The following is a 24,532-nucleotide window of genomic DNA, read 5'->3' as shown; positions in this document are numbered from 1 at the left end:
GGAAAACCCGGAAAGGTCGCGCTCATCGCAATCGCCCGAAAACTGCTCGTCACAGCCAACGCACTCGTCAAAGCCGACACGCCATATCAAGGTAAGACCCTTGACACATGAGACAGTCGCCGGGTTCGCGAACTTCGTTCGCGCCCCGGAATGACGGAGTGCGTGGCAAAGGCTTCAGATCAGGCCGCCCGCACCGATGCCAGGAAGTTGCCGACCTCGGCGCGCAGACGGCTGCTTTCGCTCGACAGCGATTGAGCGGCCGAGAGCACCTGGACCGAGGCCGCGCCGGTTTCGCGGGCGCCGGCCTGGACGCGGGCGATGTCCTCGTCGACCTGCGAGGTGCCGTGGGCGGCGTGCTGGATGTTGACCGCGATGTCCTTGGTGGCCATGCCCTGCTCCTCGACCGCGGAAGCGATCGACGACGAGATCTCCGACATCTGACCGATGATCGCACAGATCTCCTTGATGGCCGCCACCGACTCGTCGGTCGCCGCCTGAATGCCGGTGATCTGTTGGCCGATCTCGCCGGTGGCTTTGCCGGTCTGTTCGGCCAGTGCCTTGACCTCCGACGCCACCACCGCAAAGCCGCGGCCGGCTTCGCCGGCACGCGCCGCTTCGATCGTCGCGTTCAGTGCCAAAAGATTGGTCTGACCGGCAATGGTGCTGATCAGTTCGACGACGTCGCCGATCCGTGCGGCCGCCGCAGACAATTCACCGACCCGTTCGTTGGTGCGGCGGGCTTGATCGGCTGCTTCGGTCGCAACACTGGCGGAGGTCTGCACCTGCCGGCCGATTTCGTGCACCGATGCGGTCAGTTCCTCGCTGGCGGACGCCACCGACTGCACGCCGGCCGATGCCTCCTGCGACGACGACGCGACATCGACTGCGAGTTCGAGCGACCGCGCCGCAGTCGACGACAGCGAATGCGCCGCGGCTTCCAATTCGTTGGCGGCCGACGACACGGTCTTGATGATCTCTCCGACCGCGTCTTCGAAACCGTCGGCGAGCCGCGCCATGTCGGCCTTGCGGCGCTCGGCGGCGAGGTGCTCCTGCCGGCTCTGTTCCGCCGCCTCCTGGTTCGCCTTGTGTTCGGCGTTGGTCTTGATCGCCGTGATCGCCTTGGCCATGGCGCCGATCTCGTCGCTGCGGCCGGCGCCGGGAATGACCACGTCGAGCATGCCGGCCGCCATCGCCTGCATCGCGGCGGTGAACCGCACCAACGGACGGACCATTCCGATCGCAAGACCGGCGACGCCCAGCGCGATCAGCAGCGCCGCAAGGCCTGACAACATCCACACGATGATCGAATAGCTCCCGACCTGCCGGGCGGCTTCTTCTTCCAGTTCGGCATTGGCCGCATTGGCGCGTCTGACGATGTCGTCGATGATGGCGCGGTGAGCCCCGTAGATCGAATCCAGCTTGGTGTAGGCGGCTTCCGCAGCGGTCTGATCACCCGCGCTCAAGGCTGGGATCAACTGCTGCTCGGCGACCGTCCAGAACTTCTGCACTGCTGCGTCGGAATCCACGGTCAGCCGCGTCTTCAGCTCAGGCTCGAGCGCAGAGCCTGTCCAGAATTTTTGCCGCGCGAGATAATCGCGGCGGAGCTGCTCGAGTCTGGCGGCATGCGCGCGCCACTCGGTAGGCCGGCGCAGCGCCAGCGTGGCTTCGAGATAGGCTTCGATCACATAGGCCGGCGGCGGCAGAATGTCGGCGACCAGATCGTTGCCGAGCTTGATCTGCGAATACAGCGGCCCACCGACCCGCAATTGATTGAGCGCCATGAAGTTGGTGGTCAGCATCGCCGTAAGGCTCGCCAGAACGACCACGGCGAAGACAACGATCATCGATGTGATCGAGAGACGGATTTTCATGAAGGGAGTCTCGGAGGGATCAATTCCGATCCGATTAGTTCCGTGGATTTAAGACGACGTTACAAAACGCGGAAGTCGGCACCCGACTATCGTCGTCAGCCGATACAGGGACGACATATTTCTTTCATCTGCGAGCGCGCGCAGGCGCGGTTCAGCGCATCGATTGAATTGTTACTCGATCGATTGCGTTCGCATCCGTTGCGATGCGTCTCCGTCTCGTTCGCTCAAGACGCGCGCGCCACGCAGGGCAGACCGTCGCACTCCGCAAACGTCGACCAGCTTCGCACGTTATGCAGTGCGCTGCTGCGACGTTCCGGTCCATACGACCATCGTGGCACCCCGTGTGGCCGATCCCGTGCAACGCGTGTCACCGCCGTTGCAGACGACTGGTGCCAACACCGCACCTCCGCAAGAGCCCCCTCGGTTATGTGGCGATCGGCGCGTCAAAAAAAGTGCCCGGCACAAGGCCGGGCATGTCGGTGCTCATAACAGCGGCTCACCGATCGAGCACCCCAAAGGGGTACAGCGGTCGGCTCTGCCACGGCTCCTCTTTCCGCGCAGGCGGAGAGGGGCGCGCGTCAAGCCCAGGCGCGCTCCTTGGCGGCTTTGGTTTCATAGGCGTCGATCGACGACTTCTTTTCAAGCGTCAGCCCGATGTCGTCGAGGCCGTTGATCAGGCAGTGCTTACGGAACGGGTCGATCTCGAACTTGATCGCGCCGCCGTCGGGGCCGCGGATTTCCTGCGCCTGCAGATCGATCGTCATCGTGGCGTTGGAGCCGCGCTCGGCATCGTCGAACAGCTTGTCCAGATCGGCCTGCGAGACGCGGATCGGCAGCACGCCGTTCTTGAAGCAGTTGTTGTAGAAGATGTCGCCGAACGAGGTCGAGATCACGCAGCGGATGCCGAAATCGAGCAGCGCCCAGGGGGCGTGCTCGCGGCTCGAGCCGCAGCCGAAATTGTCGCCTGCGACCAGGATCTTGGCGCCGCGATAGGCCGGCTTGTTGAGAATGAAATCCGGGTTCTCGCTGCCGTCGTCCTTGTAGCGCTGCTCCGAGAACAGGCCCTTGCCGAGACCGGTGCGCTTGATGGTCTTCAGATACTGCTTCGGAATGATCATGTCGGTGTCGACATTGATGATCTTCAGCGGCGCCGCGACGCCTTCCAGCGTGGTGAACTTGTCCATCGTCAGGTCTCCGGGGTTTGGAATGGTCTTAGCGCCCCCAGGCCGTCGGTCAAGCCGACAAACCGCAGAGCCCCGCGCGGCAGGTTCAATCCTCGGCCGTCTCGTCCGCCTTGGCCTCGATCGCCTCCATGTCGTCGTCCGACAGGCCGAAATGATGGCCGATCTCGTGCACCAGGACATGGCGGACGATCTCGCCCAGGCTGTCGTCGTGCTCGGCCCAATAGTCGAGGATCGGCCGGCGATACAGCCAGATCATATTGGGCATCGGGGCGACGTCCTGGCTGGAGCGCTGCGGCAGGCCGATGCCCTGGAACAGCCCGAGCACGTCGAACTCGGTTTCGGCCCCGAGCTCGTCGAGCACCTCCTCGGTGGCGAAATCGTCGACCCGGATGATGACGTCCTCGCACAACGACCGGAATTCGCCGGGCAGGCGGGCGAACATCTCGTGCGCCATTTGTTCCAGCTCGGCCAGGGAGGGGGCTTTGGCATTGATCCACATGCCGGCCGTTGTACGCGATCGGGTGGGGGCGGCAAGCGGCTTCCGGTTGACGACGGCGCCATGATCGGGGACGTTGCCGCGGGGCTTTGAAGGGGCGGATGGCAGCATGAACCAGATCGGCATCGGGCGGATCGCGATCGCAGCGGCAACGCTGGGACTGGGGCTAGCTGCCTGCCTGCCGGCGACCGTGCCGGCTCAGGCCCAGCAGGCGGCGACCGCCGCGCGGCCAGCGGCCGATCGTCTCACCGACGTCTCGTCGCAGGAACGGGTTCGGCGGGCGCCGCGGCGGGTGCCAGTCTATCCGCGCGACGACAGCGACAACGTCATCCCACGCTACAATCCGGGCCCGAACGCGGTGCGCGACTGCACCGCCAGCTACGTCCAGGAGCATCGGCCGAGCGGCACCGTGATCGTGCCGCGGATGAACTGCTTCTGGCGTCGCGGCTGACCATCGCCTTCGCCTGAAGGCCTCGCAGCGACGCCTCATTGGTACGCGCAGTACCAAGCAAATCAGCAACCTCTCCGGAACTTGGCGCGCTGATCGCGCATTGCTGTGCGGCGAGTGACGCATTCACTCCGCATTCACGTCGTGCGCGTCAGCCTGATTGTCAGGGGGTCATTCCGAGCGGCCCGCCGACCGCCAGCAAGCGGCCGGACGCGCGTCGCCAACCATGGAGCTGTTGGATGAAGATTCTGAAGTTGTCGGGCTTGGCCATGATCGCCGGTCTGTTGCTGATCGCTGCGCCCGACAAACGCGCCGAGGCGGCGCCGCTGTCGACCCCGGGCATCGCCGCCGCGGTGCAGCGCGACGCGATCCCGCAGGCGACCGAAGTGCAGTACCGGCATCACCGGCACATGCACCGCCATCACCACCGCTGGCATCGGCACCACCACGTTCGCCGGCATTACGGCCACCGTCACCACCACCATCACTACCGTCACCATCATCACCGCCACTGGCGCTGATACGGATCGGTTACCAACGGGCCCGCAAATGCGGGCCCGTTTCGGTTAGGCCGTTGCATTTCGGCACGTCGCGCCGACATGATAGTGAGACAACAAGTGATGGAGGTGACGATGCGTGCATGGATCGGAGCGGCCATCCTGGCGGCGACGCTCGGCGTCGGCGGCCCTGCTGGCGCAGCGTCACCCCCCGCCAAGGCACCCGGCGCATCGGCGGCGCAGGCGACCGATATCGGCGCACGGCAACGTAAGCCGCACGTTCGGCATCGCCACTTCCACCGGCATCCGCCGCCGCACCGCACCTATGTGTACGCACCGCGCCGGGCCTACGACTACAACGCCCACCCGCATTGGTATCGGCCCGATCCGGTCGCGCCTTTCTTCCCGTTCGGCTTCGGCTGGGGCCTCGGGCCGTCTTGGTAAGCGACGGTCGTCGATCGCCGCTCCGGATTCGAGCGCGTCGATGAGTCTCGCGCCGGACTTATCGTTCCGGCGATCCCCGCCGGGAGCGCGATTCCGGCACGGTCCTGTCGAAACAAAACAGGCGCCCCGCGAGGCGCCTGTTTGCTGATCATCGGAGCGGACGATCGCGGAACGAGCCCGCGAGCGACCGCGTCTCGGTTAGTGCCAATCGCGGATGTCGACGAAGTGGCCGGCGATCGCGGCGGCGGCGGCCATCGCCGGCGACACAAGATGGGTGCGGCCCTTGAAGCCCTGACGGCCCTCGAAGTTGCGGTTCGAGGTCGAGGCGCAGCGCTCTTCCGGCGCCAGCTTGTCGGGGTTCATCGCGAGGCACATCGAGCAGCCCGGCTCGCGCCATTCGAAGCCGGCCTTGATGAAGATCTTGTCCAGCCCCTCGGCCTCGGCCTGTTCCTTCACCAGTCCGGAGCCCGGCACGATGATGGCGTTGACGTTGGCGTTGACGGTCTTGCCCTCGGCGACCTTGGCGGCAGCGCGCAGATCTTCGATGCGGCCGTTGGTGCAGGAGCCGATGAACATCCGGTCGATCTTGATATCGGTGATCTTGGTGCCCGGAGTCAGACCCATATAGGCCAGCGCGCGCTCCTTGGAGAGCCGCTTGGCTTCATCGGCGATGTCGGCCGGGTTCGGCACACGGCCGGTGATCGAGATGACGTCCTCCGGCGACGTGCCCCAGGTGACGATCGGCGGCAGCGCAGCGGCGTCGAGCTTCAGCTCGTGATCGAAATGCGCGCCGTCGTCGGAGCGCAGCGTGTCCCAATAGCGCATCGCCGCGTCCCAGGCCTCGCCCTTCGGCGCCAGCGGACGGCCCTTCAGGAATTCGTAGGCGCGCTCGTCCGGCGCGATCAGGCCGGCGCGGGCGCCGCCTTCGATCGACATGTTGCAGACCGTCATGCGGCCTTCCATCGACAGCGACCGGATCGCGTCGCCGGCGTATTCCAGCACGTAGCCGGTGCCGCCCGCGGTGCCGATCTCGCCGATGATCGCCAGGATCACGTCCTTGGCGGTGACGCCGGCCGGCAACTGGCCGTCGACCGTCACGCGCATGTTCTTGGCCTTCTTCTGGATCAGCGTCTGGGTCGCCAGCACGTGCTCGACCTCGGACGTGCCGATGCCGTGCGCCAGCGCGCCGAACGCACCGTGGGTCGAGGTGTGGCTGTCACCGCAGACGATGGTGGTGCCGGGCAGCGTGAAGCCCTGCTCCGGGCCGATGACGTGGACCACGCCCTGACGCTTGTCGAACTCGTTGTAGTAGGTGATGCCGAAGTCGCGGGCGTTCTCGGCCAGCGCGGCGATCTGCTCGGCGCTTTCCGGATCCGGATTGGGCTTGGAGCGATCCGTGGTCGGCACGTTGTGGTCGACCACCGCCAGCGTCTTCTCCGGCGCGTGAACCTTGCGGCCGGCAGTGCGCAGCCCTTCGAACGCCTGCGGCGAGGTGACTTCGTGCACCAGATGACGGTCGATATACAGCAGGCAGGTGCCGTCTTCGGCCTCGTGGACCAGATGGTCGTTCCAGATCTTGTCGTACAGCGTGGTGGGCTTGGCGGACATGGTGTCGGTCCTTCGGAAGGATCTTTGAATTATCGAAGTGAGGTCGATCGCGCGGCGGGCGGGCGCCGCGGGCCGATCAGCTAATCAGCGCGGCCGTGGTCAGCCGGCCGAAGAACCGCCACGGCAGGCGGCTGCGGTCGTCGAGCACAATCTTCGCGGCGCGGCGGCGATTTGGAAACATTCCACCCATATAGCACGTCGCGACCGGCCGACAATGTTTCGCCGTGCAGGCCGGCCCGCAGCGCAGGCGCAACAAAAAAGCGCGACCCGAAGGCCGCGCTTTCGAAACACCAAATCTCGAAGCGCCGATTACTCGGCGGCAGCGGCCGCAGCGGTGCGGTCCTGCTTCTTCTCGACGATGCGGGCAGACTTGCCGCGGAGGTTGCGCAGGTAATACAGCTTGGCGCGACGCACCTTGCCGCGGCGCACCACCTTGATCGAGTCGATCATCGGCGACAGCAGCGGGAACACGCGCTCCACGCCCTCGCCGTAAGAAATCTTACGAACGGTGAAGCTCTCGTTGATGCCGCCGCCCGAGCGGCCGATGCAGACGCCTTCATAGGCCTGCACGCGCGAACGCTCGCCTTCGACGACCTTCACGTTGACGATCACGGTGTCACCGGGACCGAACTCCGGAATCGTCTTGCCGGCCGACAGCTTGTCGAACTGCTCTTTTTCGAGCGTCTGAATCAGGTTCATCGATAATTCTCCATCGGCGGCGCGCCCGACCATCCCGGCGCGGGCTGCGCAAAGATCCATTGTCCTGCCATTGCACGGATTTGGCGGTGCTATACGGCAATCTTGGGGGTTTGTCACCCGTCCGTCTTGTTTTTTGGCGTTTTTTGCGATTCGCCCTTTGCCCGAATGGTTTGCGCGGGCCTCGCGGCCCACAAATCCGGCCGCCGGGCCCTGGTCAGGGCCTCTGCTTCGCCGAGCCGCCACGCCGCGACCTTGGCGTGATCGCCCGACAGCAGCACCTCGGGGATCGGGCGTCCCTCGAAACTCTGCGGCCGGGTGTATTGCGGATATTCCAGCAGACCGGCCGAAAAGCTCTCGTCGGTCGAGGATTCCAGCTTGCCCATCACGCCCGGCAGCAGCCGGACGCAGGCGTCGATCAGCGCCATCGCGGCGATCTCGCCGCCCGACAGCACGTAATCGCCGATCGAGACCTCCTCGAGCCCCCGCGCGTCGATCACCCGCTGGTCGATGCCTTCGAACCGGCCGCAGACGATCAGCGGCCCGGGGCCGGCCGCCAGCTCGGCGACGCGGGCCTGGGTCAAAGGCCGACCGCGCGGGCTCATCACCAACCGCGGCCGGTCAGCGGATGCGTCCACCGCGTCGATTGCGGCCGCCAGCACGTCGGCGCGCAGCACCATGCCGGGGCCGCCGCCCGCCGGGGTGTCGTCGACGCTGCGGTGCCGGTCCGTGGCCGAGTCCCGGATATCGCGCGCCTCCAGGCCCCACAGCCCGGACGCCAGCGCCCGCCCCGCCAGGCTGACGCCGAGCGGGCCGGGAAACATCTCCGGAAACAGGGTGAGGACGGTGGCGCGCCAAGTCATGCAGAGCCTGCAAAAGGTGAGGCGTCATGCGCGGGCTTGCCCCACGCATCCAGCTTCTTCGCAAGATGATGGATCGCCGGGTCGAGCCCGGCGATGACCACAGAGAGTGTAGCAGCGTTCGTCCGGACCGATCGACGAGCCTTCACGCTTCCGGATGGTTCGGCGTGTCGCCTTCGATCTCGTTCGGCGGTTCGATCACCACCTGGCCGGCGGCGAGGTCGACGGTCGGCACCACCGCATTGGTGAACGGCAGCAGCAGCGTCGGACCTGACGGCGGCGCGATTTCGATGATGTCGCCGGCGCCGAAATTATGGATCGCCACCACCTTGCCGAGCGGATCGCCCGTCGTGGTGACCGCGGCGAGCCCGATCAGGTCGGCGTGGTAGTACTCGTCGGCCTCGGTCGGCGGCAGCTTGTCGCGTGCCACATAGAGCTCGACGCCGTTGAGCCGTTCGGCCTCGTCGCGCGTGGTGACGCCTTTCAGCGTCACCACCAGATGGCTCTTGGCCTCGCGCGCGCTCGCGATCTCGAACTGGCGCGCGCCGTCCTTGGTTACGAGCGGACCGTAGTCGGCCACGGCGAACGGATCGGCGGTGAAGCTCCACAGCCGCACCGCACCGCGCACGCCATGCGGCGCGCCGATTCGCGCGACGCAGACTTGCCGGGCGACGCAGGTGAGCCCGGACGGCATCAACCGCCCCGCTTACTTGCCGTCGGCGGCCTTGCGCTCCTTGCGCGGCACCGCCTTCTCGGGATTGTTGCGGGCTTCACGCTTGCGGACACCGGCGGTGTCGAGGAAGCGGGCCACGCGGTCCGACGGCTGCGCACCCTTGGCGAGCCAGTCCTTGACCTTGTCGAGATCGAGCTTCAGGCGGGCTTCGTTGTCCTTCGCCATCAGCGGGTTGAAGTAGCCCAGGCGCTCGATGAAGCGGCCGTCGCGCGGAAAGCGCGAGTCGGCGACGACGACGTGATAGAACGGGCGCTTCTTGGTACCAGCGCGCGCGAGGCGGATAACGACGGACATTGCGGATCTCCTAGGTGGGGGTTCGTGTATACGAGTTGAGCAGTTAGTTCGTCATTCCGGGGCGCGCGAAGCGCGAACCCGGAATCCCGAGCTGTTCTGGGAGAGAGATTCCGGGTTCGCCGCTGCGCGGCGCCCCGGAATGACAGAGAGGTGAGTGAGCGGCCTCATTTCTTCTTCCCGAATCCCGGGAAGCCACCGAGGCCGGGCAGCGTCGGCTTGCCGGACAGGCCGGTGAGGCCGGGCAGATTGGGCATGCCGCCGCGCAGCGACGCCGGCAGATCCTTCGGCAGCTCCGGCAGCCCCTCGGGCATGTCGCCGCTCTTCATCTTTTCCTGCATTGCCTTGATCTCGTCCGGCGAGGGCAGACCGCCGCCGAAGCCCATCGCCTTGGCGAAGCCGGCCATCGGGCCGCCCTTGCCGCGGCCGACGGCCTTCATCATGTCGGCCATGTTGCGATGCATCTTCAACAGCTTGTTGACGTCCTCGACCTTGATGCCAGCGCCGGCGGCGATGCGCTTCTTGCGGCTGGCTTTGAGGATGTCGGGGTTCTTGCGCTCCTCGCGGGTCATCGAATCGATGATCGCGACCTGGCGCTTGAGGATCTTGTCGTCGATCCCGGCCGCGGCGATCTGGTTCTTCATCTTCGAGATGCCGGGCATCAGTCCCATCAGCCCGCCGATGCCGCCCATCTTGGTCATCTGCAGCAACTGATCGCGCAAGTCCGTCAGATCGAACTTGCCCTTGCGCATCTTCTCGGCGACGGCGGCGGCCTTTTCGGCGTCCAGCGTCGCAGCGGCCTTTTCGACCAGCGAGACGATGTCGCCCATGCCGAGGATGCGGCTGGCGATCCGGCTCGGATGGAAGTCTTCGAGCGCATCGGTCTTTTCGCCGGTGCCCATCAGCTTGATCGGCTTGCCGGTGACGGCACGCATCGACAGTGCGGCACCGCCGCGGCCGTCGCCGTCGATACGGGTCAGCACGATACCGGTGAGGCCGACGCGCTGATCGAACGCGCGGGCGAGATTGACGGCGTCCTGACCGGTCAAGCTATCAGCGACCAGCAGCACTTCGTGCGGATTGGCGGCGGCTTTGATCTCGGCCGCCTCAGTCATCATCTCTTCGTCGAGCGTGGTGCGACCGGCGGTGTCGAGCAGCACGACGTCGTAGCCGCCGAGCTTGCCGGCTTCCATCGCGCGGCGGGCGATATCCGGCGGCTGCTGACCGGCGACGATCGGCAGCGTGTCGATCGAAAGATCGCGGCCGAGCACCGCGAGCTGCTCCATCGCGGCCGGACGATAGACGTCGAGCGAGGCCATCAGCACCTTGCGCTTGTCGCGCTCGGTCATGCGGCGCGCCAGCTTGGCGGTGGTGGTGGTCTTACCCGAGCCCTGCAGACCGACCATCATGATCGGCACCGGCGGCACGGCGTTGAGGTCGATCGACTGGACTTCGGACCCCAGCGTGGCGATCAGCTCGTCATTGACGATCTTGACCACCATCTGGCCGGGCTTGACCGACTTGACGACGGTGGCGCCGACGGCCTGCTCGCGGACCCGCTCGGTGAACGAGCGCACCACTTCGAGCGCGACGTCGGCTTCCAGCAGCGCGCGGCGGATTTCGCGCATCGCCGCGTCGACATCGGCCTCGCTGAGCGCACCGCGCCCGGTCAGCCGATCGAGAATACCGCCCAGCTTATCCGAGAGATTATCGAACATCGGCCCAATTCCAGCGACGGCCTTCCGGCGAAAGGCCTACAAAACCAAACACTTATGGCGCCCGAGGGCGCATCGCGCTGTCGGACGTTGACCTCCGGCCTCACAGGACCGGGCGGCGGATCGAAAAGAGCACTTTTCGAGATTTCGACGGCATCAATACGCGACATCGCCCCGAAGTCAAGAAATCCGACTGTTCGGCGCCTTGGAGGGACTCCCGACCGGGCGGAAAAGCGCTATATTTCGTGAACTTAACGAGGTCCAAGGTCATGAAGCACGTCAGTCTGGCAGATGCGCGGGCCAACATTGCGAAACTGCTCGATGAGGTCGAGCGCGGCGAAACGGTGACGATCAGCCGCGAGGGAGCGGGCTCGTCCGAGCTCGCGCCTCCGTTCGACGAAAGCCGTCGGGAGGATGCTCGGCGCGCCATCGAAGAACTGAAAGAGCTGCGTAAGAAGTCGGGACGGGCAACTGCCGAAGAGATCATTGCCTGGCGTGACGAAGGTCGTCGGTTCTAAGTGCGCTTCGTCATCGATGCCTCTGTGGCAGCGGCGTATTGTTTCGACGATGAGGATGAACCTGTCGCCGACGCCGCTTTCACACGTCTGCAACGCGGCGCAACCGCAGTTGCACCCGCGCTGTTCTGGTTTGAACTCCGCAACGCCGTCTTGGTCGGATCAAGGCGTGGCCGGATCGACCATCAGCAAATGAAGCGAGTGCTCGATCGGATAAATCGGGCGGCCATCGTCTTGGATCCTCTTCCAGGTGCTGATGCCGTGTTCGATCTGGCCCAGCGCCACCGCCTGACCTTCTACGACGCCGCCTATCTCGAACTGGCGCAGCGCGAGCGGATCGGGCTGGCAACGCTCGACGCGGCGCTGGTCCGGGCGGCGACCGCCGAAGGCGTTGCGCTGGTCGGCGCATGAGCGGATGAACGCGATCACACGCCGCCGCCTGCTGGCGACTGCTGCCGGCCTTGCCGCCACGGCCGGGCTTTCCTCCCTCTGGATCTCCCGCATGACCTATTACCAAGGCCCGGTCACCGATCACTTCGATGGCACGCGGTTTTTCGATCCCGATGGCGCGCCGCCGAAGAGCTTCCTCGACGTGCTGCGCTGGCGGTTCAGCCACAAGCCGGCGCAATGGCCGGACTGGGCGCCGAGCCCGTTCGCCGACACCCCGCCGCCGCGCGTCGACGGCGTGGGCGTCCGGCTGGTTTATGTCGGCCATGCGAGCTGGCTGATCCAGACTGCCGGACTCAACATCCTGATCGACCCGGTGTGGTCGGAGCGGGTCTCGCCGGTCTCATTCGCAGGGCCGAAGCGGCACAACGATCCGGGCATCGCGTTCGATAAGTTGCCGGATATCGACGTGGTGCTGGTGTCGCACGGTCATTACGACCATCTCGACCTCGCCACGTTGTCGCGGCTCGCCGCCGCCCACAAGCCGCGGGTGATTACGCCGCTCGGCAATGATCTGACGATGACCGCGCACGACGCTGCGATCCGCGCCGAAGCCTACGATTGGAGCGACCGGGTCGCGCTGAACGATCGCGTTGCGGTGACGCTGGTGCCCACCCGGCACTGGACGGCGCGCGGCCTGTTCGATCGCAACCGCGCGCTGTGGGCGAGCTTCGTGCTCGAGACCCCGGCCGGCAAGATCTACGTGGTGTGCGATTCCGGCTATGGCGACGGCAAGCACTTCCGCCGCGTCCGCGACGCCCATGCGCCGTTGAAGCTGGCGATCCTGCCGATCGGCGCCTACGAGCCGCGTTGGTTCATGCAGGATCAGCACATGAATCCGGCCGACGCGGTGAAAGCGCTGGCCGATTGCGGCGCCGAGCGGGCGCTCGCCAATCATCACGGCACCTTCCAGCTCACCGACGAGGCGATCGACGCGCCGGAGCAGGCGCTGTATGCGGCCCTGGACGCAGCCGGCGTGCCGCGCGAACGGTTTCCGGCGCTGAAGCCCGGACAGGTGTTCGAGCTGTGAGGGCCGCGCTCAGCGCGCCTTGAAGGCCCAGTTCACCGTCACCGACACGTTCAGGGTCTGCTCGCCCGGCGCGACCTGAGCACCGGCGGCAAAATCGGCAGCCATCTTGCGCATCGGCATCACGACGGCACCAGGATCTTCGGCGATCGACAGCGGCGCCTCGAGGGTGAGGCCGGCGGCGCGCGCATAGACCTCCGCTTTGCGGCGCGCGTCGGCGATCGCTTCGGTCCGCGCTTCGTCGAGCAGCTTCGAGGAATCGCTGACGCCGAAGCTGATGCCGCGAACCTCGTTGACGCCAGCCGTCATCAGCCGGTCGAGAATGCCCGCGACCGCCGCAATGTCGCGGACCTTCACCGAGACGATGTTCTTGGCCACATAGCCGGTGATCTCGGTCGGGCCCGGCCGGTCTGCATATTGCGGCTGCAGCGACAATTGCGAGGTCTGGATATCCTTGGGGTCGATGCCGGCGTTCTTCAGTTCCAGCAGCACCTTGCCCATTGCGAGGTTGGTGGCTTCCGCCGCCGCGCGAGCCGATTTGGCGAAATTCGACACGCCGGCCTCGATCCCGGCGATGTCGGGCGCGACCGATTTGTGGGCTTCGCCACGCACGACGATTCCCGGCGGCGGCGCGTCCTGGGCGCGGGCCGGAAGAGCGACGAGCAGGCAGACGGCGACGGCAGCGGGGACAGCGAGGAGTTTTTTCATTTCATCGGCACGTAAACGTTGATCACCAGTTTGTCTTCGGCGGTCTTCAAGGGGTCGGTCATGTACACCTCGATGAAGGTGTCTTTGGCTTCCAGCTTCTTGTCGTCGAGGAAGTTGGTGATCGCCTCGTAGGTGTTGTCCATGTTGTCGTAAGAGCCGCGGTGGACGAATTTCAGCGCCTTGCCGTCGGGCGACTTGCCGATGCTCATCGACTTGCCGAGGTTCTTCGGCTCCTGTGGCACTGGTATCTCGGCCAGGAAGGTGAAGCCGGCATCATCGGTCGAAGTATAGACGATGATCGGATTTCCATTGGGCACGATGCCCTGCTTGTCGAGCAGCGCGGTCAGCGACTTGAACGCCTCCATCAGGCTGTCGAAGGCGTTGTCCCAGTTCGCCTTTCCTTTCAGGATCACCGCCGTCTTCGGCTCCAGCGTGGTCTCTTCGCCGAACGGATCTGCGGTCTGCACCGGTGCGGGCGTTGTCGGCGCCGCCGGTGTCTGGGCCGCCGACGGAGGCGTGGCGGGGGCCGGCGCCGCAGCCGGCGTTTCGCTCGCGGCGGGCGGCGTGGCCGGGGCAGCGGGCGCCGGAGTTGCGGGCGTGGCAGGCGTCGACGGAGGCTGAGCTTGCGCAGGTGCTGCGGCCGGCGGCTTGTCCTTGGCGTCCTTGTTGGCGTCGGCCGCAGTCTGGGCCGATGCACCGGCGATCCCGAGCGTCAGGACCAGCGACGGTATGAGCCCGATACGCGTCAGACCAAACAGGTAGGGGCGTTCCATTCCATGTCTCCCAAGGCCGCAGCGAACCACGCCCGACCTTCCCGCGTGGTACAGCGTCGGCCGATGCGCGAGACGCCGAGTCGAGCGCCCTCTCATAGCATCCGATCCGCGACGTCGTCCCGTCCTGGCGAGGCATGCGACGGCGTTGTGGCTTCCCTGTGGCCGGAGGACGCTGCCGGCGGCGGACTGGCCAAACCAGCCGGGGTTCGCCATATAGGCGCGGCGAGGACGAAAGCATGAGCGCGCTGGACAACCGCCTGTTCGCCAAGATGAACGGCATCGGCAACGAGATCGTGGTGGTCGACCTGCGCGATCAACCGGCACCGGTGACGCCGGCCGATGCGCGGGCCGTGGCGGCGCATGTCCCCTACGACCAACTCATGCTGCTGCAGCCGGCCCGGCTGCCCGGCACCGAAGCCTTCGTCCGCATCTACAATAACGACGGGTCCGAATCCGGCGCCTGCGGCAACGGCATGCGCTGCGTCGCACGGCAGATGTTTGCAGGCACCGACAAGAACGGCCTGACCTTCGAGACCCGCGCCGGCCTGCTCAATTGCTGGCGTGGCCCGGCCGACGGCCTCTACACCGTCGACATGGGCGAACCGAAATTCGGCTGGCAGGACATCCCGCTCGCCGAGGAATTCCGCGACACCCGCATGATCGAATTGCAGATCGGCCCGATCGACGCGCCGGTGCTGCATACGCCTTCGGCCGTCAGCATGGGCAACCCGCACGCGGTCTTCTGGGTCGACGATATCGACGCCTACGATCTTGCCCGGCTCGGGCCGCTGCTGGAGAACCATCCGATCTTCCCCGAACGGGCCAACATCACGCTGGCCCATATCGTCGATCGCCAGCACATCACGATGCGGACCTGGGAGCGCGGCGCCGGCCTGACCAAGGCGTGCGGCTCCGCCGCCTGCGCCACCGCGGTCGCGGCCGCGCGGCTGAAGCGAACCGACCGGACTGTTGAAATGACGCTGCCGGGCGGCCGGCTGACCATCGCTTGGCGCGACAGCGACGACCATGTGCTGATGACCGGCGGCGCCGAATTCGAGTTCGAGGGCCGGTTCGATCCGGCGCTGTTCGCCGGCGCGCGCGCTTCGACCACCGCGTAATGGCCGTCGAGGTCGTCACTTTCGGCTGCCGCCTCAATGCGTTCGAATCCGAATTGATCCGGCGCGAGGCGGAAGGCGCAGGGCTCACCGAGACCATCGTGGTCAATAGCTGCGCGGTGACCAACGAGGCCGTGGCGCAGGCCCGCCAGCAGATCCGCAAGCTGAAGCGGGCGCGTCCCGAGGCACGCATCATCGTCACCGGCTGCGCCGCGCAGACCGAGCCGGCGACGTTCGCCGCGATGGCAGAGGTCGACCGCGTCATCGGCAACGACGACAAGACCCGCAGCGCCGCCTGGCAAGCCGCCAAGAGCGCGCTCGACGACAGAGCGAGCTTCGGGCTCGACACCGAACAGAAGATCGCGGTCGCCGACATCATGGCGGTGCGCGAGATGGCGCCGCATCTGGTGGACGGCTACCAGAGCGGGCTGCCGCGGGTGTTCGTTCAGGTGCAGAACGGCTGCGACCATCGCTGCACCTTCTGCATCATCCCGTATGGACGGGGTAACTCGCGCTCGGTGCCGGTCGGCGCGGTGGTCGAACAGGTGCGGCTGCTGGCCGAGCGTGGCCACGCCGAGATCGTGCTGACCGGCGTCGACCTGACCAGCTATGGGGCCGACCTGCCGGGCGCCCCCAAGCTCGGCACGCTGGTTAAGAAAGTATTACGACACGTTCCGGAGCTGCAGCGGCTGCGGATCTCGTCGATCGATCAGGTCGAGGCCGATCGCGACCTGATCGACGCGCTCGCCACCGAACCGCGGCTGATGCCGCATCTGCATCTGTCGCTGCAGGCCGGCGACGATCTGGTGCTGAAGCGGATGAAGCGCCGCCACTGCCGCGCCGACGCCATCGCGTTTTGCGAGGAGGTCCGCCGGCTGCGGCCGGACATCGCGCTCGGCGCCGACCTGATCGCCGGCTTTCCGACCGAGACCGACGACATGTTTCGACGCTCGCTCGATCTGGTCGAGGCGTGCGGCCTGACGTTTCTGCATGTCTTTCCGTACTCGCCGCGCCCCGGCACGCCGGCGGCGCGAATGCCGCAGGTGGCGGGCGATGTCATCAGGGACCGGGCAAGGCGTCTGCGCGCGGCCGGCGAAGCGGCGCTGCGGCGGCGGCTGGCCGTGGAGATCGGCGCGGTGCGAAACGTGCTGATCGAAAGTCCGACGCAGGGCCGCACCGAGCATTTCATTCCGGTTTCGATCAGCGGCGAGACGCCCGGCACGGTGCGGCGACTGATGATGGCAGCGCACGACGGCGCACGGCTTACAGTGTAGTTAGCGAGCCTTTTCCTTGACGAAACGCGCCGCGATGCGGCCGGCCTCGACACGCACGGCCGAACAGAGCCGGCTGGCCATGCCTCTCGGCTTGAACTCCAGCAGGAAGGTTCTGAGATCCAATCCCTGGATCGGCGCCGTGCAACTCAACAGAACGCCGGATTCGGAGATATCGAGAAGCTTGCCTTCACGTCGCCAAAGGCCGTCGACCCCGACAATGCAGACTTCGATGCTGGTCGCCCGTTGAAACTGCACACGCTTGGCCTTGCGCTTATCCCAGCTCATGGTGGTTTCTCCCCCGATCCTTGATCACCGCGAATGTGGCGGCTCGCGCTACGCGCTCGCTTGAGTGCTTTCCCGCACTTTCCAGAATCTCAGCATCCGCTGTGCGCTGGCTTTCGACAGCTTCGCGAACTCCTGCCCGATCCGGTCGAGTTCGAGCATCGGGAGGGGAGTCGCCGAAAAGCGCATCTGCAGGATCGCGCTGACGGTCTCCCACCTGAAGTCCGCGGCGCGGCACGGCACCAGCAAGCCGTCGCAGCGCGGGCTCTGCATCAGCGGCTTGAGAATGTCGATCGGCGTCGCTGCCAGCAACGACAGCGCGGCGACCGTTTCCTCGTATTGGCCGGCCTTCGCGAACCGCAGCAGATCCTTTTCCTGGAGTTCGCCCTTTTCCTTGAGAAGTTCGACGAACCTGCGAGCTGACGCAAAATCGCGCGGCTGCGAGACCTCGTGATCCACGGCCTGGACCACGGAATTGAGGACATACTGGATCTCGTTCCGAACCTTCTCGGGCATCACCGCCAGCAGCCGCTCGCGAACCGCTTCCTTCGCCCTCAGCAACAGGTCGCGTAGCAGCTTGATCGGGATGTCGATGCGCCGGCCCGCCTTTTCGGCCAACAGTTCGTCCTGCTCGGCGGCTTTGGCCAGCACAGCGAAGCCGGCAGCCGAGATCGACGACGTCTCGTTGCTCAAGAGCCGATGAAACACTTCCATGTTTCCGCGCTCGACAAGCACATCCGTCACCGGGTCGGTCAGCGTCGGACGACCGGAAATCGCCAGCAGGTGAGCCTGCCCCTTGGTCCTTGCGATCTCCACGAGATCGCTCGTGGTCAGACGCGCCGATTCTTCGAGCACGGGTCGAGCGACCTCGATATCGTCGTTTCGCGCCAGACTTCTGATTGTCTCCAGCGGCGCATTGTCGATCGGCGCCAGCCGAACGCTCAGCTCGGCCAGCGCCCGGGTTTCGATCTTCCTGATCAGATGCCCCAGGACTTGATCGAAAACGGCGATCTGGTCTTCATTGAATTTGTTACTGCCGCCCAGGAAGAGATCCGTGACCCGTCGCAGAGTCTCGAGACGGCGCTCGGCCGAACCGGTCTGAATCGCGGACTCGAGTTCGTCGAGCAAAGAGCCTTGGGTTGTCGTCGCCGTGAAATCAGACACGTCGAATATCCTTGTAACTGATCGCTCCCCCCGACTGCGCTCGCTTATTTCCGCGACGCGGTGATACGCAGTCGACGCACACTGCAATCTTTCAAGCGTGGGTTAGACGGTCATTAATGAGCGGTAAAATCGATATCGAAAATCTGCAAAGACCTGGACATTCCCGCAGCGCACCCCTCAAATACTATTGTACCGCCAAGCGAGGCAGACGATTTGCTCGACATGCCGAGCGAGCGGGCGGCGTACTCGCGTTTCGAGCGCACCTGTTGGGCGCTGCTTCCAGGTTTGCTTTGAGCAGCATGAAAACTACGCTGTCATTGGCCCCATCGGCCGCGCTGCGGATATTTCACTTCGACGATATCGACCGATACCGGTCGGGCGCGACAGCCCTCCAGTTCGAATTGACGCCGCTCGTTAGAAAGATCTCGGCTCGTCAGTTCATGCTGACCATGCCGGGCTGTGACATGTTGGTGGAGAGCTCGTTTCCCCGCCTCACCGGCGGGAAGCTCATGCCGGGTCGGACGGTCATCGGCTTCTCGATGACCGACGAAGCTGCGGGCCTGTTCAACGGCATCGATCTCAAGGTCTCGACCCTCGTCCTCGGACACGGCGGCGCCGGTTACGTTGCGTATGAGAACAAGCCCCATTGCTTCGCGCGCGTAGCATTCGAGCCGGAGATACACGACCGTGGATGGCCGGCCGCGGATAAAGGCTTTGCCCATTTCATCATGCCGCGACCTGCCCATGACAGGCTTCGCTGTCTGGTGATGGAGATCATGACTCTCGCCTCGCATTCCCCAGACGACCTGCAAAGGCCGGAGGTCGCACAAGGCGCCAAGGAATCGCTGCTCGCAGCGGCCGACGAGGCATTCGCGAATTCGGCCTTCGCGCTGGGCCGGCGGTCATCGCAAGCCGAGCGATTTCTTGGTATCATCAAGAGCATTGATGAGATCATCTCCGCAAACCCGGCAAGCCCGATCTACAGCGGCGAGTTGGCGGGCACTCTTGGGGTTTCGGTCCGAACCCTGCACAACGCTGTGCTGCAATATCGCGGTATGAGCCTGCATCGTTACCTCAAGCTCAAACGTCTTTGGCAGGTTCGGCAGCGGCTGCTGATCGGCAACATCAGCGTCAAGGCCTGCGCCTTGGCATACGGCTTCTGGCATCTGAGCGACTTTTCGAGAAGCTACCGAACGCTGTTTGGTGAGCTGCCATCCCAGACCCTCGCCCTGGCGCATTGGACCGGGCCCGATGCGCCGCGGGACGGTGCGGGGCCTGCAAGTCACTGGGCACGATGATGTGCGGCCGGCGGTGTGGGTTCGGCAGTTATTTCAGCGTCCATACGCCAGTGTGTTTGATTTCGGAGTCTTCCAGCTCGCGCGTCACCGGCACGCCGTAGCTGGCAAGTTGGACGAGCCGCTCCTTCGGCAAATAGTAACGGCCCGGATCGCCGATCAGCACCCGGGCGCCTTGCGCCGCTCGGCTCTGCAGAAACTCGAAGGCCAGCCCGGCGATGTCCTGCTGATAGAAGATATCGCCGGCCAGCACGACCTGCGCCGGCAGCGGATGCGGCCCGGCGAGCAGATCGTCGCCGCAGACATCGATCGCGACGCCGTTGGCCGCGGCATTGACCAGGATCGCCTCGCGCGCAAAGCCGTCGATGTCAAACGCGGTGACCTTACGCGCGCCGGCCTTCATCGCCGCGATCGCCACCAGCCCGGAGCCGGAAGCGAGATCGATCACGTCCTTGCCGGCGACGTCCTGCGGATGATCCAGCACATAGCGCGCCAGCGCCTGTCCGCCGGCCCAGGCGAACGCCCAGAACGGCGGCGGCAACCCGGCTTCGCCCAGCTCTTCCTCGGTCTTGCTCCACAGCGGCAGCGCCTCGTCGGCGACATGCAGCACCACCTCCGGCACCAGCGGCACCGCGCGCAGCCGGGTGTTGGCGTGGATGAAGGCGACGGGATCGGTAATCGCGGACGTGCTCATCGCGCGGTGATGGGCGAGCGGCGGAGAGATGTAAAGCGATCACCATCCTCATCCTTCGAGACGCGGCCAAATGGCCGCTCCTCAGGATGAGGCGCCTAGGCTCCAGGCAAGGCCCTCATGGTGAGGAGCCCGGCGGAGCCGGGCGTCTCGAACCATGATCTGTCCTGCTGTCCGTCCCCTACAGCCCGCCCATCTTGCAGACCAGCTTCCACTCCTCGGCCGTGACCGGCTGCACCGACAGGCGCGAGTATTTCATCAGCGCCATGTCGGCGAGGCGGGGTTCGGCCTTGACGGCGGCGAGCGTCACCGGGGTCTTCAGCGGCTTGTCGGCCTTGATGTCGACGCAGACGAACTTGCCGCTGGCATCGGTCGGATCCGGATAGGCCTCGCGGATGATCTCGGCGATGCCAACGATCTCCTTGCCCTCGTTGGAGTGATAGTAGAACGCGCGGTCGCCGCGCCGCATCGCCACCATGTGCAGCTTGGCGGAGTGATTTCGCACACCGGTCCAGGCTTCGCCGGCGGCCCCCTTGGCGACCTGCTGGTCCCACGACCACACCGACGGCTCGGACTTCACCAGCCAGTACGCCACGTCTATTCCTCCGCCTTGAGCGGCCGCGTCAGCAGCCCTTCGATCGCCGCATCGACGCTGAGCTTGCCGTCGAGCACCGCCGCCACTGCGGTCGAGATCGGCATGTCGATGCCTTTGGCCTGCGCCATCTCCAGCAGCACCGGCGCGGTGTAATAGCCTTCGGCCAGCTTGCCGTGCGCGGCAGTCTCGATCCCTTCGCCGCGGCCGAGCGCCATGCCGAACGAGAAGTTGCGCGACTGCGGCGTCGAGCAGCACATCGTCAGATCGCCGAGGCCCGACAGGCCGTGCATGGTCTCGATCCGTGCCCCATAGGCCTTGCCGAACCGTACAAGTTCGACGAAACCGCGCGTCGTCATCGCCGCCAGCGCCGATGCGCCGAGCTGACGGCCCTCGACGATGCCGGCGGCGATCGCCAGCACGTTCTTGGTGGCGCCGCCGAGCTCGACGCCGCGCACGTCGGTCGAATGATACGGGCGGAAGCTGCCGGAATTCATCGCCTGGGCCAGCGCCTGCGCGCAGGCGGCGTCGGTCGCGGCGATCGTCACGGCGGTCGGCAGGCCGCGCGCCACGTCCGCCGCAAAGCTCGGGCCCGACAGAATTGCCGGGATCGCAGCCGGGGCGGCTTCGGCGATGATCTCGGTCATGAACCGGTGGGTGCCGTGCTCGATGCCCTTGGCGCAGGCGACCAGCGGCGTCTTCGGCGCGATCAGCGGCTGCAGCGAGGTCACGACCTGACGCAGCACCTGCGCCGGAACGACCAGCAGCAACGCCTCGGCGCGCGCCGCTTCGGCGAGGTCACGCGTGACCTGGACCGATGGCTCCAGCATCACGCCGGGCAGAAACCGGCTTTCGCGCCTGGTGATCAAATGCTCGGCATTGCCGGCATCATGCTCCCACAAGGTCACGTTTCGCCCGGCGCGCGCAGCGGTCTGCGCCAGCGCGGTACCCCAGGCACCGCCGCCGAGCACGGCAATCGAATTCAACGAACTCATCGCAACATCATCCAAGCGACCGACTTGAGCCCGGCCTTAGAACCCGGCGCGTGTGTTGGCAAATTTGGCCGGCGCGGTGGCGCCAGCGTCGAGCAGCCAGCGCGCGCGGGGCGCGGTATCCATGGCGTCGGTGAGGCCGAGCGCCAGCCGTTCGGCACCGGCCCAGGCGATCATTGCGCCGTTGTCGGTACACAGCGCCGGCGGCGGCACCATCAGCGTGGTCTGCGCCTTGGCGGCGACCTCGCGCAGCATCCGGCGGATCGCCTGATTGGCGGCGACGCCACCGGCCGCGACCAGCGCTTTCGGCGGCCCGAACCGTTCTTTGAACAGACGCAGCCCGGTGCCGAGCCTGTCAGCCACCGAGTCCAGCACCGCGGCCTGAAAGCCCGCGCACAAATCGTTGATGTCCTGCGGATCGAGCGGCGTCAACTTGCCGGCCTCGTTGCGCACGGCGGTCTTCAGGCCGGACAGCGAGAAGTTGGCATCCTGACGTCCGAGCATCGGACGAGGGAATGCGAACCGGTTGGGATCGCCGGCCTCGGCCGCACGCTCGACCTGCGGGCCACCGGGGTAGGGCAGGCCGAGCATCTTGGCGATCTTGTCGAACGCCTCGCCGACGGCATCGTCGACGGTGGTGCCCAAACGGACATAATCGCCGACGCCGAGCACCGCGACAATCTGGGTATGGCCGCCGGACGCGAGGAACAGACAGTAGGGAAATTCGACCGAGTCGGTCAGCCGCGGCGTCAGCGCGTGGGCTTCGAGATGATTGACCGCGATCAGCGGGGTGCCGTGCACCAGCGCAATCGCCTTGGCGGTGGTCAGTCCGACGATCACGCCGCCGATCAGCCCGGGCCCGGCGGCTGCCGCAACCCCGGACAGACCGGCGAATGCCACGCCGGCCTCGTTCATCGCGGCCGCGATGATGCCGTCGAGCACATCCACATGAGCGCGCGCCGCGATCTCCGGGACGACACCCCCGAACGGCGCGTGCTCTTCGGTCTGCGAGCGTACAATATTGGAGAGCAACCGGCCGCTGCCGTCGGCACGGCGCTCGACCACGGCGGCTGCGGTTTCATCGCAGGTGGTCTCGATCCCCAGCACCAGCAAGGCTTGTTCACTAGTCAAATTGAGCCCTTGCGTTTGCGCCCGAACCGGCGTTCTCCTTGCCTCGCGTAGCATTGCGGGGTCTTGGAATGCAATCATCCCCTTGGCGCCCTGCGGCCCCGGCAGATTGCGTGGGAGCACCGATGCAGGACGCAGCAGCGCAACCGGTCTGCATCAAGATCGTTGTCGTGCGATCCGGTTTCAACGGTTTCGTTTTCATCGATCGACAGGCGAGGACGTAACGCGTGGCTTTGCTCGTTACCCGCCCGCAACCCGACGGCGACGCGACAGCGAAGACGCTGCGCGCAAAGGGTTATGATGTGTTGCTGGCGCCGATGCTGCGGTTCGAGCCGGTGCCGTTTCCAGACGACCTGGAGGCTCGGTACATCGGCGTCATCGTCACCAGCGCCAATGCGCTGCGGGCGCTCGAGGACCAGCCGGTGCTGGCCCGGCTGATGAAGCTGCCGCTGTTTGCGGTCGGCAAGCAGACCGCGCGCAAGGCGCAGGATGCCGGCTTCTCATCCGTGATCATTGCCGATGGCGACGCCGCCAAACTCAGGATCAAGATCCGCGACAGCATCAGCGACAAGAGTAAGAGCGCCGGCGCGCTGCTGTATCTGGCGGGCGCCGATTTGTCGCGCGACCTCGCCGGCGAATTGCGCGAAGACGGCTTCGACGTCGTGATGCAGACCGCCTACAAGATGGTGCCGGTGCCCGGCCTGCCGGGTGAGGTGTGCGACGCATTCGCCGCGAACCGGATCGAGGCGGTGCTGCATTACTCGCGGCGCAGCGCGCGCGCCTTTGTCGACGCGACGCGCAGCTCCGGCATCGAGATCTCCGCGCTGGCGATTCCGCAGTGCTGCCTGTCGGAAGCGGTGTCCGAGGTGGTGCGTGAGGCCGGCGCCAATCAGGTGATGGTGGCGCGCAAGCCTGATGAAAAGGCGCTGCTCGAAGCGCTGGATCGGGCTTTGGGCCCGGCCAAGGTCAACTGACACGGCACCGGACTGCCGGTGCCGACTGGTAGCGACGAGGAAAATCCAAGGATGGTCGAGAACAGGCCCGAACACGAACAGGCTGCGGAGCCGGCCGAGCATCGTCAGCCGGCTGCGCGGCAGACGGGCGCCGTACCTGGCGGGACCGAGACCGAGCAGGCCGTAGAGGCATCCCCCGACGCCGAGCCGGCACGGGGACCGGAGCAGGCTTTCGACATCGCGGCCGATCAGCGCGAGCAAGCCGAACAGTCCGCCGGACTGCCGGAGCCGGACTTCGCCACCACGACGGCTGCCGCCGATACCGCTGCATCGGCGCAGAGTTCGGCGCCGCCGCGGAGCAGCCTCGCATCGCTGATCCTGCCGCCGGTGCTGACGATCGCGATCGCCACCGGCCTCGTGGTCGGCGCCGCCAAAATGGGACTGCTGCCGCAATTCCTGTCGTCGACCAGCGTCACCGCGCCGCAGGCCGATCCGGCCGCGCTCGATGCGCTCAATGCCCGGATCGCCAAGCTCGAAGCCGCTCCCGCGGCGGGCGGCGCAGCAGCCGCACCCGGCGACAGCGCGGCGCTGGAAGCGCTCGCGATCCGGATCACCAATCTCGAAGCGCGACCGAAGGCGGCGGACGATGGCGCAGCCGCTTCCGATCCGGCCGCGACCGGCCGGATCGGAAGCGGCCGCGCCATCGTCCGCCTGTCTCTTATACACCTCTGAC

General features: G+C 66.0%; 28 protein-coding genes and 1 pseudogene. 12 read left to right on the top strand and 17 right to left on the bottom strand.

Translation table 11 applies throughout. The features are described from left to right. Positions 1-111 (top strand): annotated as a pseudogene (locus tag DY468_RS25035) (IS110 family transposase); the annotation flags it as partial. A 68-nt stretch (positions 112-179) separates the two neighbouring features. Here DY468_RS25035 and DY468_RS21565 read toward each other — a convergent pair. The 3 genes from DY468_RS21565 to DY468_RS21555 all read right to left on the bottom strand — a co-directional run bounded on the left by DY468_RS21565 (position 180) and on the right by DY468_RS21555 (position 3,554). Beyond that, the gene (locus DY468_RS21565) at positions 180-1,871 is read right to left on the bottom strand and encodes a methyl-accepting chemotaxis protein (protein WP_164607220.1); all 1,692 of its coding nucleotides are present in this window, start codon (positions 1,869-1,871) and stop codon (positions 180-182) included. Positions 1,872-2,449: 578 nt separating this feature from the next. Then, positions 2,450-3,055: a 3-isopropylmalate dehydratase small subunit gene (gene leuD, locus DY468_RS21560; RefSeq protein WP_164607218.1), complete on the bottom strand. Its 606-nt coding sequence runs from the start codon at positions 3,053-3,055 to the stop codon at positions 2,450-2,452. 85 nt (positions 3,056-3,140) lie between these two features. Beyond that, positions 3,141-3,554 carry a metallopeptidase family protein gene (locus tag DY468_RS21555; protein ID WP_164607216.1) on the bottom strand — a complete coding sequence of 138 codons (414 nt, stop codon included), beginning with the start codon at positions 3,552-3,554 and terminating at the stop codon, positions 3,141-3,143. A gap of 106 nt (positions 3,555-3,660) precedes the next feature. Here DY468_RS21555 and DY468_RS21550 point away from each other — a divergent pair, with 106 nt between their 5' ends. The 3 genes from DY468_RS21550 to DY468_RS21540 all read left to right on the top strand — a co-directional run bounded on the left by DY468_RS21550 (position 3,661) and on the right by DY468_RS21540 (position 4,940). Further along, a complete protein-coding gene (locus DY468_RS21550; protein ID WP_164607214.1) occupies positions 3,661-4,002 on the top strand; it encodes a hypothetical protein in 342 nt (113 codons plus the stop codon). A gap of 236 nt (positions 4,003-4,238) precedes the next feature. Next, positions 4,239-4,520 carry a hypothetical protein gene (locus DY468_RS21545; protein WP_164607212.1) on the top strand — a complete coding sequence of 94 codons (282 nt, stop codon included), beginning with the start codon at positions 4,239-4,241 and terminating at the stop codon, positions 4,518-4,520. Positions 4,521-4,631: 111 nt separating this feature from the next. Next, positions 4,632-4,940, top strand: coding sequence for a hypothetical protein (locus DY468_RS21540; RefSeq protein ID WP_205512585.1), 309 nt, complete (start codon positions 4,632-4,634; stop codon positions 4,938-4,940). A 198-nt stretch (positions 4,941-5,138) separates the two neighbouring features. On the opposite strand, the gene leuC is transcribed toward DY468_RS21540, so the two are convergent. The 6 genes from leuC to ffh form a co-directional block, all read right to left on the bottom strand. After that, positions 5,139-6,548: a 3-isopropylmalate dehydratase large subunit gene (gene leuC / locus DY468_RS21535; RefSeq protein WP_164607210.1), complete on the bottom strand. Its 1,410-nt coding sequence runs from the start codon at positions 6,546-6,548 to the stop codon at positions 5,139-5,141. Between the two features lie 309 nt (positions 6,549-6,857). After that, positions 6,858-7,247, bottom strand: coding sequence for a 50S ribosomal protein L19 (gene rplS, locus DY468_RS21530; protein WP_164607208.1), 390 nt, complete (start codon positions 7,245-7,247; stop codon positions 6,858-6,860). A gap of 113 nt (positions 7,248-7,360) precedes the next feature. Further along, a complete protein-coding gene (gene trmD / locus DY468_RS21525; protein WP_164607206.1) occupies positions 7,361-8,107 on the bottom strand; it encodes a tRNA (guanosine(37)-N1)-methyltransferase TrmD in 747 nt (248 codons plus the stop codon). 142 nt (positions 8,108-8,249) lie between these two features. Beyond that, positions 8,250-8,798, bottom strand: coding sequence for a ribosome maturation factor RimM (gene rimM / locus DY468_RS21520; protein WP_164607204.1), 549 nt, complete (start codon positions 8,796-8,798; stop codon positions 8,250-8,252). 12 nt (positions 8,799-8,810) lie between these two features. Continuing rightward, a complete protein-coding gene (gene rpsP, locus DY468_RS21515) occupies positions 8,811-9,131 on the bottom strand; it encodes a 30S ribosomal protein S16 (RefSeq protein ID WP_011155812.1) in 321 nt (106 codons plus the stop codon). Between the two features lie 164 nt (positions 9,132-9,295). Beyond that, positions 9,296-10,846 (bottom strand): signal recognition particle protein, encoded by a 1,551-nt coding sequence (gene ffh / locus DY468_RS21510; protein ID WP_164607202.1) that lies wholly within the window; start codon positions 10,844-10,846, stop codon positions 9,296-9,298. 266 nt (positions 10,847-11,112) lie between these two features. Here ffh and DY468_RS21505 point away from each other — a divergent pair, with 266 nt between their 5' ends. Genes DY468_RS21505 through DY468_RS21495 form a run of 3 tightly spaced genes read left to right on the top strand, consistent with a single transcriptional unit; the run spans position 11,113 to position 12,835 of the window. Beyond that, positions 11,113-11,361 (top strand): type II toxin-antitoxin system Phd/YefM family antitoxin, encoded by a 249-nt coding sequence (locus DY468_RS21505; RefSeq protein WP_164607201.1) that lies wholly within the window; start codon positions 11,113-11,115, stop codon positions 11,359-11,361. After that, positions 11,362-11,769, top strand: a complete 408-nt coding sequence (locus DY468_RS21500; RefSeq protein ID WP_107353845.1) for a type II toxin-antitoxin system VapC family toxin — start codon at positions 11,362-11,364, stop codon at positions 11,767-11,769. It begins immediately after the preceding gene. Between the two features lie 4 nt (positions 11,770-11,773). Next, on the top strand, positions 11,774-12,835 hold the full coding sequence (locus tag DY468_RS21495) for an MBL fold metallo-hydrolase (RefSeq protein ID WP_164607199.1): 1,062 nt from the start codon (positions 11,774-11,776) through the stop codon (positions 12,833-12,835). Positions 12,836-12,844: 9 nt separating this feature from the next. On the opposite strand, the gene DY468_RS21490 is transcribed toward DY468_RS21495, so the two are convergent. Both DY468_RS21490 and DY468_RS21485 read right to left on the bottom strand, forming a co-directional pair. After that, positions 12,845-13,540 (bottom strand): SIMPL domain-containing protein, encoded by a 696-nt coding sequence (locus DY468_RS21490; protein ID WP_164607197.1) that lies wholly within the window; start codon positions 13,538-13,540, stop codon positions 12,845-12,847. After that, positions 13,537-14,313 (bottom strand): GyrI-like domain-containing protein, encoded by a 777-nt coding sequence (locus DY468_RS21485; protein WP_164607195.1) that lies wholly within the window; start codon positions 14,311-14,313, stop codon positions 13,537-13,539. Before DY468_RS21485 ends, DY468_RS21490 begins: the two co-directional genes overlap by 4 nt. Positions 14,314-14,549: 236 nt before the next feature. On the opposite strand from DY468_RS21485, the gene dapF reads away from it, so the two are divergent. Continuing rightward, the gene (gene dapF / locus DY468_RS21480; RefSeq protein ID WP_164607193.1) at positions 14,550-15,431 is read left to right on the top strand and encodes a diaminopimelate epimerase; all 882 of its coding nucleotides are present in this window, start codon (positions 14,550-14,552) and stop codon (positions 15,429-15,431) included. Then, positions 15,431-16,702: a tRNA (N(6)-L-threonylcarbamoyladenosine(37)-C(2))-methylthiotransferase MtaB gene (gene mtaB, locus DY468_RS21475; RefSeq protein ID WP_164607191.1), complete on the top strand. Its 1,272-nt coding sequence runs from the start codon at positions 15,431-15,433 to the stop codon at positions 16,700-16,702. The genes dapF and mtaB overlap by 1 nt, the downstream gene beginning before the upstream one ends. Here mtaB and DY468_RS21470 read toward each other — a convergent pair whose 3' ends face one another. Then, complete coding sequence (locus DY468_RS21470; RefSeq protein ID WP_164607189.1) at positions 16,703-16,987, bottom strand: PilZ domain-containing protein; 285 nt, start codon at positions 16,985-16,987, stop codon at positions 16,703-16,705. A 48-nt stretch (positions 16,988-17,035) separates the two neighbouring features. Beyond that, entirely contained in the window at positions 17,036-18,235 is a 1,200-nt protein-coding gene (locus DY468_RS21465; RefSeq protein WP_164607187.1) for a DUF2336 domain-containing protein, read from the bottom strand. Between the two features lie 212 nt (positions 18,236-18,447). Here DY468_RS21465 and DY468_RS21460 point away from each other — a divergent pair, with 212 nt between their 5' ends. Beyond that, positions 18,448-19,446 carry an AraC family transcriptional regulator gene (locus DY468_RS21460; RefSeq protein WP_164607185.1) on the top strand — a complete coding sequence of 333 codons (999 nt, stop codon included), beginning with the start codon at positions 18,448-18,450 and terminating at the stop codon, positions 19,444-19,446. 28 nt (positions 19,447-19,474) lie between these two features. Here DY468_RS21460 and DY468_RS21455 read toward each other — a convergent pair whose 3' ends face one another. From DY468_RS21455 to tsaD, 4 genes are all read right to left on the bottom strand, one after another. Then, positions 19,475-20,137, bottom strand: a complete 663-nt coding sequence (locus DY468_RS21455; protein ID WP_164607184.1) for a class I SAM-dependent methyltransferase — start codon at positions 20,135-20,137, stop codon at positions 19,475-19,477. A gap of 178 nt (positions 20,138-20,315) precedes the next feature. Continuing rightward, complete coding sequence (locus DY468_RS21450; protein ID WP_011155821.1) at positions 20,316-20,729, bottom strand: EVE domain-containing protein; 414 nt, start codon at positions 20,727-20,729, stop codon at positions 20,316-20,318. Between the two features lie 2 nt (positions 20,730-20,731). Beyond that, positions 20,732-21,721, bottom strand: a complete 990-nt coding sequence (locus DY468_RS21445) for an NAD(P)H-dependent glycerol-3-phosphate dehydrogenase (protein WP_164607182.1) — start codon at positions 21,719-21,721, stop codon at positions 20,732-20,734. 36 nt (positions 21,722-21,757) lie between these two features. Then, entirely contained in the window at positions 21,758-22,831 is a 1,074-nt protein-coding gene (gene tsaD / locus DY468_RS21440) for a tRNA (adenosine(37)-N6)-threonylcarbamoyltransferase complex transferase subunit TsaD (protein ID WP_164607222.1), read from the bottom strand. A gap of 242 nt (positions 22,832-23,073) precedes the next feature. On the opposite strand from tsaD, the gene DY468_RS21435 reads away from it, so the two are divergent. Both DY468_RS21435 and DY468_RS21430 read left to right on the top strand, forming a co-directional pair. After that, positions 23,074-23,820: a uroporphyrinogen-III synthase gene (locus DY468_RS21435; protein ID WP_164607180.1), complete on the top strand. Its 747-nt coding sequence runs from the start codon at positions 23,074-23,076 to the stop codon at positions 23,818-23,820. 51 nt (positions 23,821-23,871) lie between these two features. Next, positions 23,872-24,531, top strand: coding sequence for a hypothetical protein (locus tag DY468_RS21430; protein WP_246701082.1), 660 nt, complete (start codon positions 23,872-23,874; stop codon positions 24,529-24,531). Position 24,532: the final 1 nt, after the last annotated feature.

It is taken from the genome of Rhodopseudomonas sp. BR0M22, from assembly GCF_010907035.1.
Taxonomy (GTDB): domain Bacteria; phylum Pseudomonadota; class Alphaproteobacteria; order Rhizobiales; family Xanthobacteraceae; genus Rhodopseudomonas.
Note: the sequence above shows the minus strand (reverse complement) of the source record. Positions and strands in the feature narration are given on the sequence as shown.

What these genes read in the sequence shown, in the direction of transcription:
- DY468_RS21565 (WP_164607220.1), bottom strand. Translation starts at nt 1,871, where the DNA reads ATGAAAATCCGTCTCTCGATCACATCGATGATCGTTGTCTTCGCCGTG.
- leuD (WP_164607218.1), bottom strand. Translation starts at nt 3,055, where the DNA reads ATGGACAAGTTCACCACGCTGGAAGGCGTCGCGGCGCCGCTGAAGATC.
- DY468_RS21555 (WP_164607216.1), bottom strand. Translation starts at nt 3,554, where the DNA reads ATGTGGATCAATGCCAAAGCCCCCTCCCTGGCCGAGCTGGAACAAATG.
- DY468_RS21550 (WP_164607214.1), top strand. Translation starts at nt 3,661, where the DNA reads ATGAACCAGATCGGCATCGGGCGGATCGCGATCGCAGCGGCAACGCTG.
- DY468_RS21545 (WP_164607212.1), top strand. Translation starts at nt 4,239, where the DNA reads ATGAAGATTCTGAAGTTGTCGGGCTTGGCCATGATCGCCGGTCTGTTG.
- DY468_RS21540 (WP_205512585.1), top strand. Translation starts at nt 4,632, where the DNA reads ATGCGTGCATGGATCGGAGCGGCCATCCTGGCGGCGACGCTCGGCGTC.
- leuC (WP_164607210.1), bottom strand. Translation starts at nt 6,548, where the DNA reads ATGTCCGCCAAGCCCACCACGCTGTACGACAAGATCTGGAACGACCAT.
- rplS (WP_164607208.1), bottom strand. Translation starts at nt 7,247, where the DNA reads ATGAACCTGATTCAGACGCTCGAAAAAGAGCAGTTCGACAAGCTGTCG.
- trmD (WP_164607206.1), bottom strand. Translation starts at nt 8,107, where the DNA reads ATGACTTGGCGCGCCACCGTCCTCACCCTGTTTCCGGAGATGTTTCCC.
- rimM (WP_164607204.1), bottom strand. Translation starts at nt 8,798, where the DNA reads ATGCCGTCCGGGCTCACCTGCGTCGCCCGGCAAGTCTGCGTCGCGCGA.
- rpsP (WP_011155812.1), bottom strand. Translation starts at nt 9,131, where the DNA reads ATGTCCGTCGTTATCCGCCTCGCGCGCGCTGGTACCAAGAAGCGCCCG.
- ffh (WP_164607202.1), bottom strand. Translation starts at nt 10,846, where the DNA reads ATGTTCGATAATCTCTCGGATAAGCTGGGCGGTATTCTCGATCGGCTG.
- DY468_RS21505 (WP_164607201.1), top strand. Translation starts at nt 11,113, where the DNA reads ATGAAGCACGTCAGTCTGGCAGATGCGCGGGCCAACATTGCGAAACTG.
- DY468_RS21495 (WP_164607199.1), top strand. Translation starts at nt 11,774, where the DNA reads ATGAACGCGATCACACGCCGCCGCCTGCTGGCGACTGCTGCCGGCCTT.
- DY468_RS21490 (WP_164607197.1), bottom strand. Translation starts at nt 13,540, where the DNA reads ATGAAAAAACTCCTCGCTGTCCCCGCTGCCGTCGCCGTCTGCCTGCTC.
- DY468_RS21485 (WP_164607195.1), bottom strand. Translation starts at nt 14,313, where the DNA reads ATGGAACGCCCCTACCTGTTTGGTCTGACGCGTATCGGGCTCATACCG.
- dapF (WP_164607193.1), top strand. Translation starts at nt 14,550, where the DNA reads ATGAGCGCGCTGGACAACCGCCTGTTCGCCAAGATGAACGGCATCGGC.
- mtaB (WP_164607191.1), top strand. Translation starts at nt 15,431, where the DNA reads ATGGCCGTCGAGGTCGTCACTTTCGGCTGCCGCCTCAATGCGTTCGAA.
- DY468_RS21470 (WP_164607189.1), bottom strand. Translation starts at nt 16,987, where the DNA reads ATGAGCTGGGATAAGCGCAAGGCCAAGCGTGTGCAGTTTCAACGGGCG.
- DY468_RS21460 (WP_164607185.1), top strand. Translation starts at nt 18,448, where the DNA reads ATGAAAACTACGCTGTCATTGGCCCCATCGGCCGCGCTGCGGATATTT.
- DY468_RS21455 (WP_164607184.1), bottom strand. Translation starts at nt 20,137, where the DNA reads ATGAGCACGTCCGCGATTACCGATCCCGTCGCCTTCATCCACGCCAAC.
- DY468_RS21445 (WP_164607182.1), bottom strand. Translation starts at nt 21,721, where the DNA reads ATGAGTTCGTTGAATTCGATTGCCGTGCTCGGCGGCGGTGCCTGGGGT.
- DY468_RS21430 (WP_246701082.1), top strand. Translation starts at nt 23,872, where the DNA reads ATGGTCGAGAACAGGCCCGAACACGAACAGGCTGCGGAGCCGGCCGAG.